The sequence below is a fragment of the Actinoplanes sp. NPDC051513 genome (assembly GCF_044454685.1).
In the GTDB taxonomy this organism is placed as follows: Bacteria; Actinomycetota; Actinomycetes; order Mycobacteriales; family Micromonosporaceae; genus Actinoplanes.
Genome location: NZ_JBITDW010000004.1, coordinates 459,420 through 471,666 on the forward strand (window position 1 = coordinate 459,420; position 12,247 = coordinate 471,666).

At 70.8% G+C, this 12,247-nt stretch carries 14 protein-coding genes; 6 read left to right on the top strand and 8 right to left on the bottom strand.

Going from position 1 to position 12,247, the window contains the following annotated elements:
* Positions 1–4 precede the first annotated feature (4 nt).
* On the top strand, positions 5–469 hold the full coding sequence (locus ACIA5D_RS16595; RefSeq protein WP_396030781.1) for a bifunctional nuclease family protein: 465 nt from the start codon (positions 5–7) through the stop codon (positions 467–469).
* Between the two features lie 133 nt (positions 470–602).
* On the top strand, positions 603–1,148 hold the full coding sequence (locus tag ACIA5D_RS16600; RefSeq protein ID WP_396030782.1) for a MerR family transcriptional regulator: 546 nt from the start codon (positions 603–605) through the stop codon (positions 1,146–1,148).
* Here ACIA5D_RS16600 and ACIA5D_RS16605 read toward each other — a convergent pair.
* The gene (locus ACIA5D_RS16605; protein WP_396030783.1) at positions 1,145–1,747 is read right to left on the bottom strand and encodes a class I SAM-dependent methyltransferase; all 603 of its coding nucleotides are present in this window, start codon (positions 1,745–1,747) and stop codon (positions 1,145–1,147) included. The two genes, ACIA5D_RS16600 and ACIA5D_RS16605, sit on opposite strands and share 4 nt — an antisense overlap.
* Before the next feature lie 73 nt (positions 1,748–1,820).
* Here ACIA5D_RS16605 and ACIA5D_RS16610 point away from each other — a divergent pair, with 73 nt between their 5' ends.
* Entirely contained in the window at positions 1,821–2,060 is a 240-nt protein-coding gene (locus ACIA5D_RS16610) for a hypothetical protein (protein WP_396030784.1), read from the top strand.
* Positions 2,061–2,140: 80 nt separating this feature from the next.
* On the opposite strand, the gene ACIA5D_RS16615 is transcribed toward ACIA5D_RS16610, so the two are convergent.
* Positions 2,141–3,406, bottom strand: coding sequence for a citrate synthase family protein (locus ACIA5D_RS16615; protein ID WP_396030785.1), 1,266 nt, complete (start codon positions 3,404–3,406; stop codon positions 2,141–2,143).
* A 67-nt stretch (positions 3,407–3,473) separates the two neighbouring features.
* Between ACIA5D_RS16615 and ACIA5D_RS16620 the strand changes: the two genes are divergently transcribed.
* On the top strand, positions 3,474–4,583 hold the full coding sequence (locus tag ACIA5D_RS16620; RefSeq protein ID WP_396030786.1) for a citrate synthase 2: 1,110 nt from the start codon (positions 3,474–3,476) through the stop codon (positions 4,581–4,583).
* Between the two features lie 112 nt (positions 4,584–4,695).
* On the opposite strand, the gene ACIA5D_RS16625 is transcribed toward ACIA5D_RS16620, so the two are convergent.
* From ACIA5D_RS16625 to ACIA5D_RS16635, 3 genes are all read right to left on the bottom strand, one after another.
* Complete coding sequence (locus ACIA5D_RS16625; RefSeq protein ID WP_396030787.1) at positions 4,696–4,989, bottom strand: YiaA/YiaB family inner membrane protein; 294 nt, start codon at positions 4,987–4,989, stop codon at positions 4,696–4,698.
* A 48-nt stretch (positions 4,990–5,037) separates the two neighbouring features.
* Positions 5,038–5,424, bottom strand: coding sequence for a hypothetical protein (locus ACIA5D_RS16630; protein ID WP_396030789.1), 387 nt, complete (start codon positions 5,422–5,424; stop codon positions 5,038–5,040).
* A 385-nt stretch (positions 5,425–5,809) separates the two neighbouring features.
* Positions 5,810–6,451, bottom strand: a complete 642-nt coding sequence (locus tag ACIA5D_RS16635; protein ID WP_396030791.1) for a TetR/AcrR family transcriptional regulator — start codon at positions 6,449–6,451, stop codon at positions 5,810–5,812.
* A gap of 99 nt (positions 6,452–6,550) precedes the next feature.
* Here ACIA5D_RS16635 and ACIA5D_RS16640 point away from each other — a divergent pair, with 99 nt between their 5' ends.
* Positions 6,551–7,534, top strand: coding sequence for a shikimate dehydrogenase (locus ACIA5D_RS16640; RefSeq protein WP_396030792.1), 984 nt, complete (start codon positions 6,551–6,553; stop codon positions 7,532–7,534).
* Positions 7,527–9,479, top strand: coding sequence for a bifunctional sugar phosphate isomerase/epimerase/4-hydroxyphenylpyruvate dioxygenase family protein (locus ACIA5D_RS16645; RefSeq protein WP_396030793.1), 1,953 nt, complete (start codon positions 7,527–7,529; stop codon positions 9,477–9,479). Before ACIA5D_RS16640 ends, ACIA5D_RS16645 begins: the two co-directional genes overlap by 8 nt.
* Here ACIA5D_RS16645 and ACIA5D_RS16650 read toward each other — a convergent pair.
* The 3 genes from ACIA5D_RS16650 to ACIA5D_RS16660 are packed head-to-tail and all read right to left on the bottom strand — an operon-like array spanning position 9,433 to position 12,218.
* Positions 9,433–10,284 carry a citryl-CoA lyase gene (locus ACIA5D_RS16650; RefSeq protein WP_396030794.1) on the bottom strand — a complete coding sequence of 284 codons (852 nt, stop codon included), beginning with the start codon at positions 10,282–10,284 and terminating at the stop codon, positions 9,433–9,435. The two genes, ACIA5D_RS16645 and ACIA5D_RS16650, sit on opposite strands and share 47 nt — an antisense overlap.
* Positions 10,281–11,432: a CaiB/BaiF CoA transferase family protein gene (locus tag ACIA5D_RS16655; RefSeq protein WP_396030795.1), complete on the bottom strand. Its 1,152-nt coding sequence runs from the start codon at positions 11,430–11,432 to the stop codon at positions 10,281–10,283. The genes ACIA5D_RS16650 and ACIA5D_RS16655 overlap by 4 nt, the downstream gene beginning before the upstream one ends.
* Positions 11,433–11,453: 21 nt before the next feature.
* Entirely contained in the window at positions 11,454–12,218 is a 765-nt protein-coding gene (locus ACIA5D_RS16660; RefSeq protein ID WP_396030796.1) for an IclR family transcriptional regulator, read from the bottom strand.
* Positions 12,219–12,247: the final 29 nt, after the last annotated feature.

A 12,247-nucleotide genomic window follows, 5' to 3' on the forward strand; every position in this document is an offset into this window, starting at 1 on the left:
TGCGGTGCGCGAGCTGAGCGTGGTCGGGGTTCGGGTGGAGCTGCCGAGCAACCAGCCGATCGTCCTGCTGCGGGAGGTCGATGGTGATCGGTATCTACCGATCTGGATCGGCGCCGTGGAAGCGACGGCCATCGCGTACGAGCAGCAGGGTGTGAAACCGGCGCGCCCGCTGACCCACGACCTTTTGCGGGACATCCTGGCAGCCCTGAAGGCGCCGCTGCGGGCCGTGGAGATCACCGAGCTCAAGGACAACGTCTTCTACGCCGACCTGCTGATCGGCGAGGACATCCGCGTCTCGGCCCGGCCCAGCGATTCGATCGCTCTGGCCCTGCGGGTCGGCGCGCCGATCCGCTGCGCCGAGCAGGTGCTGACCGAGGCCGGCATCGTCATTCCGGACGAGCAGGAGGACGAGGTCGAGAAGTTCCGCGAGTTCCTCGACCAGGTCCGTCCCGAAGATTTCGCCGGATAGCCGTCCCCGGGGGATTGATCGTCTTCCTCCGAACGCGGCGTGTCGGCCGGTTACCTCGCTGTTTCCTGGCTCGCTGAGATATACGCTCGTGAAGTCCAGGTGAAGCGGCACCGCGCAGCGGGGAGGTAGTCGCGTGCACGAGCAGCCGTTAGAGGGCCCACTCGTCGGCGAGGACGGTTCGGTCGGTTACCGCGGGGTGACGGCCTGCCAGGCGGTCGGCATCAGCTACCGCCAGCTCGACTACTGGGCTCGTACGTCGCTGGTCGTGCCCAGCATCCGCGACGCCGAGGGCTCGGGGACCCAGCGGCTGTACTCGTTCCGCGACCTGGTCGTGCTCAAGGTGGTCAAGCGCCTGCTCGACGCGGGGGTGTCGCTGCAGAACATCCGGCGGGCGATCGAGACGCTGCGCTCGCGCGGCGTCGACGACCTGGCCGAGATCACGCTGATCTCCGACGGGACGACCGTGTACGAGTGCCGGTCGCCGGAAGAGGTCGTCGATCTGCTCCAGGGCGGGCAGGGCGTGTTCGGGATCGCGATCGGCGGGGCCTTCAAGGAGATTCAGGGTTCGCTGTCGCACCTGCCCGCCGAGCCCGCGGTGCCCCACCCGGTGGGGGAGTCGTCGTCGCCGGTGGAAGGCGATGAGCTGGCGGCGCGCCGGGCCCGGCGCCGGGCCGGCTAACCACGTCGTAGCTTCACCGTGCTGTCCGTGCGGACGGCCCGGTTGCCATCGGGGCCGGTCTGCTCGCGCGGGTGGACGTCGGATCTCAGGACCTGCCAGCCGCCTCCGAGGTCGAGCGCCGCGATCACCTCGTCCGGCGTGGGGAAGCGCACCTCGTGCTCGTGGTGGGGGAATGGGCCGTGGTCCATGTGTCCCTCGATGAGAAGGATGCCGCCCGGGGCTACCGCGGCGGCCGCGCGACGCAGGATCTGCTCGCGGTCGAATTCCTCCCAATTGTGGAGGAACTGGGCGGAGACCAGGTCGAACTCGCCCTCCGGGAAGGTCTTCTCCAGGTTGTGGTGCTGCCAGTCGATCGTCACGCCCGCGTCGGCGGCGTGCCCGGCGGCCCGGGCCAGGGCCACCGTGGAGATGTCGGCGGCGGTCACCTGCCAGCCCCGCGCGGCCAGCCAGACGGCGTCGGCGCCCTCGCCGCAGCCCAGATCCAGGGCGCGGCCGGGCGGGAGATCGGACACCTCGGCCACCAGCACCACATTCGGGTTGCCGCTCCAGATGCGGGTGCTCTCCTGGTAGCGGGCGTCCCAGGCTTTCTCGTCGGTCATGGGGTTCAGGATCCGGCAGCGCCCGGGGATTCGCCGAGGTTCGTTGCCGGAACGGCAAAACGGGCGTGCGCGGGTGGCGCGGCGCGTAGCGTCGGCGCTGGAGGTGCCGCCGGTGATCCCGCAGAACTATCCGCTCTACATCACTGAGCCGGGCAACCAGACGTGGCTGGTGATCGGCTGGGTGCCGGATCAGGCTTCGGGGCTGCCGCGCCAGCCGGTCGTGCTGCTGTGCGGCTCGGAGACCGAGGCGCCGCGCCTTCTCGAGCAGACCGTCCCGTTCCGCGTCGTGGGCACGGGAGATCGGCCGCAATAGCCGCCCTCTTGGCGCTTGGGCGCCGGCCTGCTGGGGCGCTGGCCTGCTGGGGCGCCGGCCTGCTGGGGCGCCGGCCGGACTCAGCCGGCGCTCGGAATGCGGCCTGAGTACTGGCCGACCGGGCGGAAGCGGCTCGGGCGGTCCGAATACTCCTCCAAGGCGTGAGCGAGCCAGCCCGCGGTGCGGGCGACGGCGAAGATGGCCTCTCCGGCGTCGGCGGGCATGTCGTGCTGGAGGGTCAGGGCGGCCAGGGCGAAATCGATGTTGGGCTGGGTGCCGGAGCGGTCCCGCACGGCCTTGGCCAGGCGGGTGGCCGTGTCGCGGACCGGACCCTCGTCGAGCATTGCCATGAGGGTGGTGGCCCGGGGGTCGCCGTCGGGATAGAGCGGGTGGCCGAAACCGGGGATCATGCCGTCGGCGCGCAGGCGGGCGGCGATCGTGGTGACCGGGTCGCCAGTGGCCATCGCGTCCTTCAGCAGGGCGTAGGCGAGGCCGCTGGCGGCGCCGTGCAGGGGACCGTCGAGGGCGGCGAGGCCTGCGCTGACCACGGCGTAGGGGTGGGCCCGGGTGGAGGCGGCCACCCGCGCCGCCAGGGTCGAGGCGGCGATGTCGTGGTCGGCGAGGAGGATCAGGGCGGCATTCAAGGTCTTGTGGGCGCCGGTGCGAATGCCGGTGCCGGGACCGGCGTCGTTGCTGGGGCTGGCGCTGGGGCCGGGGTCGGGGTCGCGCAGAGTCAGACGCGGCCAGAGCAGCTCGGCCAGCGAGACCGTTCCCTGCTCCCGGCGGAGGACTTCGCCGGTGGTGACGCCCTGGGCGTACGGAAGCGCCGCGACCATCGTGGCCAGCAGGGTGCGGGCGGTCGCGATGACCGCGGCGGGGGTGGTGTCGAAGCGCAGGGGGTCGGCCGCGGCGGCCGCGGCGACGATCACGCGGAGGCGGTCGGTGGTGCGGGCGCCCGTTGGCAGGGGCTGGACGGTCGCGACGGCGAGATTCTTGAGCTCCGCGCTGGGCACGAGATCGACGTGCTCTCGCTCGCCCGTCCAGAGTAAGGTCGCGACCGATTCGAAAGAGGCGGAGCCGGCCAGGAGACTCGCGTCCTGGCCGCGGTAGTACAGGCCACCGTCCTTGATCAGGGTGATGCCGGTCTGGATGGCGGGTGTCGTCGGACGTCTGCGCCTGGCCACGAACGCGTCGACGTCAGGTTTGGCGAACAGGCTGCCCTTTCCTTCCGCGTTGCGGATGCTCGGCAGCATTCCGCGACTGACGTAGGCGTACACGGTCGTGGGCTTGATGCCGAGGCGCGCGGCGACCTCGTCGGTGCTCAGCAGGTGGGGCTCCGGAGACATGTGGACATGCTCTCATATTGACTGGATCAATGTTGACGTCAATGTTGACAACATACATGTTGATTTCATGTTGACTGTCAACCCAGGACTGGCCGGTGTCGTCGCCTTCGACACCGAGATCGCCGAACCCGATCGGGACGGCGGATCGCTGCGCTACCGCGGCGTGGACATTCGTGAGCTGGCGGGCCGGGTCGGGTTCGCCGACGTGTGGGGGTTGCTCGCCGACGGCGACTTCGCCCAGGGACTGCCGGCCGCCGAGCCGTACCCGATCCCGGTGCGCTCCGGCGACATCCGCGTCGATGTGCAGGCGGCGGTGTCGATGCTCGCGCCGCACTGGGGGCTGCGCCCGCTGATCGACATCGACGCGACGCAGGCCCGCGACGACCTTGCCCGCGTCACGGCGATGATGATGTCGTACGTCGCGCAGGCGGCGCGCGGCACTCGCCTGCCGGCCGTGCCGCAGCGGTTGGTGGATGCGGGGCGCAATGCGACCGAGCGCTTCATGATCCGATGGCAGGGCGAGCCCGACCCCCGCCACGTGGCCGCGATCGACCGCTACTGGGTCTGCGCGGCCGAGCACGGGATGAACGCGTCGACCTTCACCGCGCGCGTGGTCGCCAGCACCGGCGCGGATGTGCCGGCCTGCATGTCCGCGGCGGTGGCGGCGCTGTCGGGGCCGCTGCACGGGGGAGCGCCGGCCCGGGCGCTCGGCATGATCGAGGATGTCGAGCGGGGTGCTGACCCGCGGGCGTACGTGAAAGCGGTTTTGGATTCGGGAAAGCGCCTGATGGGTTTCGGGCATGCGGTCTACCGGGCCGAGGACCCGCGGGCGACGATCTTGCGGGAGGCGGCGCGGGAGCTCGGCGCGCCGCGGTACGAGGTGGCGCTGGAGCTGGAAAAGGCGGGGCTGGCCGAGTTGCGGGAGCGCAAGCCCGACCGCGTGCTGGAGACGAACGTCGAGTATTGGGCGGCGGTGGTGCTCGACTTCGCGCAGGTGCCCTCGGAGATGCTCGCGGCGATGTTCACGTGCGCGCGGACGGCGGGGTGGAGCGCGCACATTCTCGAGCAGAAGCGGCTCGGGAAAATCATCCGGCCGTCGGCGGACTACGTGGGGCCGGGGCAGCGCGCGGCGGCGGACCTCCCGGGGTGGGAGACCGCCGCGAAGAGGTACGCGTAGGGCGGCTCGGCAGGGGAATCGCTCGCGGTGCTGTTTCGCGGGCGGCGCGCGGCGATGATGATTTGCTGTTCGGGCCGAACAGCAAATCATCACGATCCTGAGGCGCGATGGTCTAAACGCCGGTGGGGTGTTTGAACGGGTCGTGCTCGTTGAGGAGCTTGTCGATGCGGGCCTGGTCGACGCGGCGCACGACGGTGCCGGTTTCCTGGGCGTCCCGGACGCACTTGGCGAGGGTGAAGGCGGAGGTCACCACGTAGAGGAGACCGATCGCGAGAAAGGCGCGGACCCACCCGCCGACCGGCAGGTAGTAGATACCGACCGCGACCGACACCAGGGAAATGGCGAACGAGGCAGCCGCCTGGGCGTAGAAGGCGGAGGTTACCTTCGACTGTGAGTTGACATCCATGGCGGCCATCCTTTCGGTCCGCGCGCCGCGGCGGATGAGTGCCGATACTCAAAGACCCTGGTGATTCAGGTAGAGCACGATGCGCAGGCGATCGCCGTCGTCGTGCAGAAGAAAAGACGATTCCAGGTGTACGGGGTTCCCGCCGGCCAGGCGTGGGGCGTCCCATCCGGTGCGGGCCATGAGGTAGTGCTCGTCGAGCCGTTCCGCGTCCAGCGAGGTCAGCGCGGCGGGCCCGACGCCGGCGTCGGCGAACACCTTGGCCCGGCGGGGGAGGGCCTGGAGAAAGACGTCCTTCGGCACCGCGCGTGTTCCGCTGGGATCGGCGGAGAGAAATGGATCGGCGAAGCAGGAGCCGAGAAGGTCGAGCGTCAGATCGCCGCTCGCGCCGGCAAAGACCTCGAAGAATTCACGCACCCGGGATTCGACAGCAGTCATGCCGGCAAACGTAGCGGGGTAATGTCCACAATATACCACAAAATGCTCGCGACTTCCAGTTCCGACCGGCCAGACCTGCCTCACCTACTCGGCTCGCGACCGCCCGCCGTGCGCTTGAGTGGCGATCTTGCCGTGCGCTTGAGCGGCGACCTTGCCGTGCGCTTGAGCGGCGACCTTGCCGTGCGCTTGAGCGGCGATCTCGCCGTGCGCTTGAGCGGCGATCTTGATGAGTTGGCGCGCGAGCCGCGCAGGAACTCATCGCGGCTGTCCGCCGTCGGCGGGGTGCGCTCTGCCGCCGGGGCGATCTTGATGACGTGCTGCGCCGGGAGCGTGGGAGTTCATCAGGGCTGCGTACCGAGTCGCGAGTGCCGAGCCGGCGGGGTGGCTACGTTATGGTCAGGTGGGCGACGATCATGTCGCTGAGCATCTGGCGGTAGTGGGAGCGGCGAGCAGGATCCAGCAGGTCGCGGCCGAAGATGGCGCCGAACGTGTGCTGGTTGGCTACTCGGAAGAAGCAGAACGCGCTGATCATCAAATGCACGTCGATGGCGTCGACATCCGTGCGGAACTCGCCCGTTTCGCGGCCGCGGGTAAGGATCCGGTCGAGCAGCAGCACGGCGGGGGTGTTGATCCGCACGATCTCGGGGAGACGGGCGATGTGCTCGGCCCGGTGGATGTTCTCGATGCTGACCAGCCGGATGAAGTCGGGGTTCGCCTCGTGATGGTCGAAGGTCACCTCGGCGATGCGGCGGATCGCGTCGGCCGGGGACAGGTGGTCGACGCTTACTTGTTGCTCGGCCTCGCGGATACGGGCATAGGCCGACTCCAGCGCCGCGACGTACAACTGCCGCTTTCCGCCGAAATAATAGTAAATCATGCGCTTTGTGGTGCTGGTGCGTGCGGCGATCTCGTCCACCCGGGCGCCGTCGTAGCCGCGGTCGGCGAACTCCGCGGAGGCCACGGTGAGGATCTCGGCGCGGGTGCGTTCGGCGTCGCGGCGACGTTCCACGGGCGGGCTGGCGGTCATCGGGCTCCTAGGCAAGGGCGAAACAGGACAGGGCCTTGACTTTAGTCGATGTGACGCCGATAACTAACGTACCGGTTCGTACATTAGCGTGGAGGCTCGATGCCGGGCACCTTTCTCGTGGGCCTGATCGGCGCGGACATCCAGACGTCGCTGAGCCCGCCCCTGCACGAAAACGAGGCCGCCCGCCTCGGCCTGCACTACTGGTATCAGCTGATCGACATCGCAGAGCTGGGCCTGGCCGCCGGCGACGTGGGCGACCTGGTCAAGGCGGCCGGCAAGCTCGGCTTTCGCGGTCTCAACATCACGCATCCGTGCAAGCAGGAGGTGGTGAAGCACCTCGACGAGCTGTCACCGGAGGCGGCCGATCTCGACGCCGTCAACACGGTGGTTTTCGCGGGCGGGCGCGCGATCGGGCACAACACCGACCACTCCGGTTTCGCGGAAAGTTTCCGCCGCGGCCTTCCCGATGCTCCGATCCGGTCGGTGCTTCAGCTGGGTGCCGGGGGTGCGGGCGCTGCCGTCGCCCATGCGATCGTACGGCTGGGAGCAGGCCACCTGACCATCGTGGACGCGGACAATGACCGGGCCAGAAGGCTCGCCGACCGCTTGTCGTCCCGGGGCGCAAGTGTCGCGGCGGCCGAGCGCGACCGCATCCCCGAGCTGCTGGCGGCGAGCGACGGTCTGGTCAATGCCACGCCCGTCGGCATGGAGGGACATCCCGGCCTTCCCCTCGACCCTGCCCTGCTGCGGCCGGCCCTGTGGGTGGCCGACATCGTCTACCGCCCCCTCGAGACCGGCCTCCTCCGGGCCGCCCGCGAGCGCGGCTGCCGCACCCTCGACGGCGGCGGCATGGTGGTCCATCAAGCGGTCGAGGCGCTGCGCCTGTTCACCGGCCACGAGCCCGACGTCGACCGCATGCTCGAAGACTTCGCCGCCCACACCGCGACGGCCCGCGCCGAGACAGCCGACACCGCGACGGCCGACACCGCGACGGCTCGCGCCGAGACAGCCGACACCGCGACGGCCGACACCGCGACGGCTCGCGCCGAGACAGCCCACACCGCGACGGCCCGCGATGCGTAGGGCGATCGCGACCGTCTCGCTGAGCGGCACCCTCGAGGAGAAGCTGGCCGCCGCGGCGCAGGTCGGCTTCGACGGTGTGGAGATCTTCGAGGCCGACCTGCTGACCAGCCCGCTGAGCCCGGCGCAGATCCGCCGCCGCTGCGCCGACCTCGGCCTCACCATCGACCTCTACCAGCCGTTCCGCGACTTCGAGGGGGTCACGCCCGAGCGCCTGGCCGCCAACCTGCGCCGTGCCGCCCAGAAGTTCGATGTCATGGCCGACCTCGGCGCCGACACGATGCTGGTCTGCTCCTCGGTCGTCCCGGGCACCGACGGCGATGACGAGCTGGCCGCGTCGCAGCTGCGCCGGCTCGCCGAGCTGGCGGCAACAAGAGGAATGCGGATCGCCTACGAGGCCCTGGCCTGGGGCCGCCACGTCGACGACTACCGGCACGCCTGGCAGATCGTCGCCGCCGCCGATCACCCCGCCCTCGGCGTCTGCCTGGACAGCTTCCACATCCTGTCCCGGGGCGACGACCCGGCCGGCATCCGCGACATCGCCGGCGACAAGATCTTCTTCCTTCAGCTGGCCGACGCGCCGCGGCTCGGCATGGACGTCCTGCAATGGAGCCGCCACTACCGCTGCTTCCCCGGCCAGGGCGATTTCGACCTCGCCGCGTTCGTCGGCCACGTCCTCGCCGCCGGCTACGACGGCCCACTCTCGCTGGAGGTCTTCAACGACGTCTTCCGCCAGGCCGACGCCGGGCGCACGGCAACCGACGCGCTGCGCAGCCTGATCGCCCTGGAGGAGGCAATCGCCCCCGACCACCACGAAAAAGCGGCAATCGAAAAAGCCGCAAACCTCGACGGGTACGCCTTCGTCGAGCTCGGCGTCGACGCGCTCGGCGGTGAGCTCGCCGAACGGATGCTGCACGGCATGGGTTTCGCAAGGGTCGCCCGCCACCGCTCCAAGCCCGTCCATCTCTGGCAGCAGGGCGAGGCGCGGATCCTGCTGAACCGCGCCCGCTCCACCGGCGACGAGGTGGCGATCACGGCGATGGGCCTGGAGAGCGACGACCCGGCCGCCTCGGCCCGCCGCGCGGAGGCCTTGCTGGCGCCCCCGGTCCCGCGCCGTTACGGCCCGGGCGAGGCCGACCTGACCGCGGTCGAGGCCCCCGACGGCACGTCGATCTTCTTCTGCCGCACCGACGGCGCGGCCGCCGACGCGAATTGGCTCGGCGACTTCGAACGCCTCGGCGAGTTCGAACGGCCGGGCGGCGAGGAAGCGCCGGCCGGCGAGGAAGCGCCGGGCGGCGAGGAAGCGCCGGGCGGCGAGGAAGGGCCGGGCGGCGAGGAAGCGCCGGCCGGCGAGTGGGGGATCGCGCGGGTCGACCAGGTCTCGCTGTCGCAGCCGCTGCACTACTTCGACGAGGCCGTGCTCTTCTACCGGTCCGTCGTGGGGCTGCGGCGCCACGACCCGGAGGACATCCCGGATCCGCGGGGGCTGGTGCACGCCCGCGCGATGACGAGCGCCGGCAGCCGCGTACGGATGCTGCTGCACGTGCCCGCGCTCGGCGGAAGCCGCCTCCCCGGGACCGCCGATTTTCAGCACGTCGCGTTCGCCTGCGGTGATGTCTTCGCCGCGGCCGTGGCGATGCGCGCCGCCGGCGTGCCGATCCTGGCCATTCCGGACAACTACTACGCCGATCTGGCCGCGCGGGTCGATCTCGACCCGGAGCGGATCGAGGTCATGCGGTCGCACGGAATTCTGTACGACCGCACGGACGACGGGGAGCTCTTCCACTTCTACACGGCCATGCTCGGCCGCCGGGTGTTCTTCGAGTTGGTGCAGCGGGTGAAGGACTATGACGGGTACGGAACGCCGAACACACCGGTCCGGATGGCGGCCCAGTACCGGGTCAGCCGCGGTATTCCGGGAGGATCGACGGCGGGATCGGACCCTTGATCCGGCGGCCCTGCTGGGTCTCCTCCCAGGCGTGCGCGAGGATGCCGATGCTGCGGCTGAGCGCGAACAACCCGCGTGCGAGCGGCGCCGCGAAGCCGAGCTCGCCGTAGACGATCGCGGTCAGGCAGTCGACGTTCATCGGCACGCGCGGGCCGAGGATCTCCTCGACGGCGAGCGCCGCGGCCAGGTGCTTGCCGGGCACGACGCCGTCGTCCACGGCCCGCCGGGTGAGCGCCAGCATCGGCTCGCGGCGCGGGTCGACCGGATGGAACCGGTGGCCGAAGCCGGGAAAGTAACGGACGCTCGCCACGACCGCGGCCGGGTCGGCGCCCTCGACGATGGAGTCGAGCAGGGTCAGGCACTCCTGGCCGGCGCCGCCGTGCACGTCGCCGAGGGCGTTCACGCCGCTGGCCATCGCGTTGGCGAGGCCGACGCCGCAGGTGGCGGTCATCCGCGCGATCGCGATCGACGGCGCGTGCGGTCCGTGGTCGGCGCCGGCGACCATCGCCGCTTCGAGGAGGGCGGCTTGCCCCGCGGGCGGCCGGGAACCGCGCAGCATCAGGTAGATCAGCTCGGCCAGGCCCACGGTGCCGATCAGCTCCTGGATCGGGTGGCCGCGCAGCTCGATGACCCCCGGCTCGATCCGGCTGACCGAGGTGCCCCACCAGGCGGCGACCTCACGGGCGGTCGCGTCGGAGGTGGCCGCGCCGGGAGCGGTGCCCGCGTCGGAAGTGGCCGCGACGGGAGCGGCGGTCGCGTCGGAAGTGGCCGCGACGGGAGCGGCGCCGGCGTCGGGGGAGGTCACGACTGCCACCGCGCGATCAGAGCCGGGACCTCGTCGTTGTGCTGGCCGAGCGCCGGCGGTGGCGCCGGTGGCCGCAGCGGCTCGCCGTCGAACAGCACCCCGCTGCCGGTGACCCGGAAGTCGCCGAGCGACGTCAGGAAGCCGCGGGCGTCGAGTTGCGGCTGGTCGAGCGCCTCGGGCACGGTGAGGATCCGTGCGGCCGGCACGCCCGCGGCGGAGAGCAGCGCCTCCCACTCGGCGGCCGTGCGGGAGCCGAGCGACTTGTTCAACTCGCGGTTCAGCTCGGGCCGGTACCGCTTGCGGGCCTCCCGTTCGGCGAAGCGGGGGTCGTCGAGCAGGTCCGCGCGGTCGAGCAGCCCGCACAGGGTGACGAACTGCTCCTGCCGGTTGGCCGAGATGTTCAGCGGGCCGTCCGCGGCCTCGAACGTCCCCGACGGAGCGGCGGTGGCATTTTGATCGCCCATCGGCTCGGGCGGCACGCCGCAGACGAGATAGTTGGAGACCGGCCAGCCCATGGCGGACATCGACGTCTCCAGCATGGACACGTCGAGGAACCGTCCCTGGCCGTCGTGCTGCCGGCCGTGCAACGCGGCGACGATCGCGAGCGCGGCGGAGAGCCCGCCGACCGTGTCGCAGACCGGGAAGCCGACCCGCAGCGGGGCCGTCGAAGGCGTGCCCGTGATGCTCATCATCCCGGAGAGACCCTGCACGACCTGGTCGTACGCGGGGCCCTGGCTCAGCGGCCCCTCCTGGCCGAACCCGCTGATCGCGCAGTAGACCAGCCCCGGATTCCGCGAGCGCAGCACGTCCCAGCCGTACCCGAGCCGGGCCAGCACCCCGGCCCGGAAGTTCTCCAGCAGCACGTCCGCCGAGGCGACAAGCTGCTCGAAGACCGCACGGTCCGGATCGAGCTTCAGATCAAGCTCCACCGACTTCTTGCCGGCGTTCTGCGCGAGGAAGGAGGAGCCCATCCCGGCCTCGTTGAGCGCGGGGTCGGGGCCGAGCCGGCGCGCGAGGTCGCCCACGCCCGGCACCTCGATCTTGACGACCTCGGCGCCGAGCAGCATGAGCTGATAGCTGCAGTACGGGCCGGCGAGCACGTTGGTGAGATCGAGGACTCGGACACCGGACAGGGGGCGGTCGGGCATGCGGGGTTCTCCTTCCGAAGGCTAGAACGAAGAGCCCAGGGGATGGTCGAAGCCGCGCTCGGCCATCCGGTTCGCCACCTCGGTCAGGTCCTTGACGAAGGTGTCGATCCGCTCGTCGGTGAAGCGCATGGTCGGCCCGCTCAGCGTGAGCGCGGCGACCACGGTGCCGGAGCGGCCGAGCACGGGGACGGCGACCGCGGTCAGCCCCTCCTCGCGCTCGCCGTGGCTGACCGCGAAGCCCTGGTGGGCGGCCTCGTCGATCCACTCCTGCATCCGGCGGACGTGCTGCTCCCCGTACGGCGAGGAGCGGGCGATCCGGGCGAGCAGCCCAGGCGTGGCGTTGCGCAGCAGCACCTTGGCCGACGCGCCGGCCCACATCGGCAGCTCGTCGCCGACGTGCACGACGTGCCGCAGCGGCTGCGGGCTCTCCTGCTGGGCGATGCAGACCCGGACGATGTCGCGCGCCACGTAGACGTTGACCGTCTCGCGGTCCTTGGCGGCCAGGTCGCGCATCATTCGCTTGGTCTCGGGCGGCAGCTCCCAGCTGCTGCGGGCCAGATGGGCCCAGCGCCACAGGCCGGGGCCCGCCATGTATCCGCTGGTCGTGGCCCAGAGCAGGCCCATCTGCTCGAGCGTCTGGATCAGCCGGATCACCGTGGTCTTGGCCAGGCCCGTCGCCTCGACCGCCTCCCGGATGGTGATCGAGGGCCGTTCCTCGGTGAGCAACGACAAGATGTCCAGCGCGCGCTGGACGCTGCGGACCCCACTTGCCTCGCGGTCTTCCACGGTGCCCCTTTCGCTCCGCCGGCACGGCC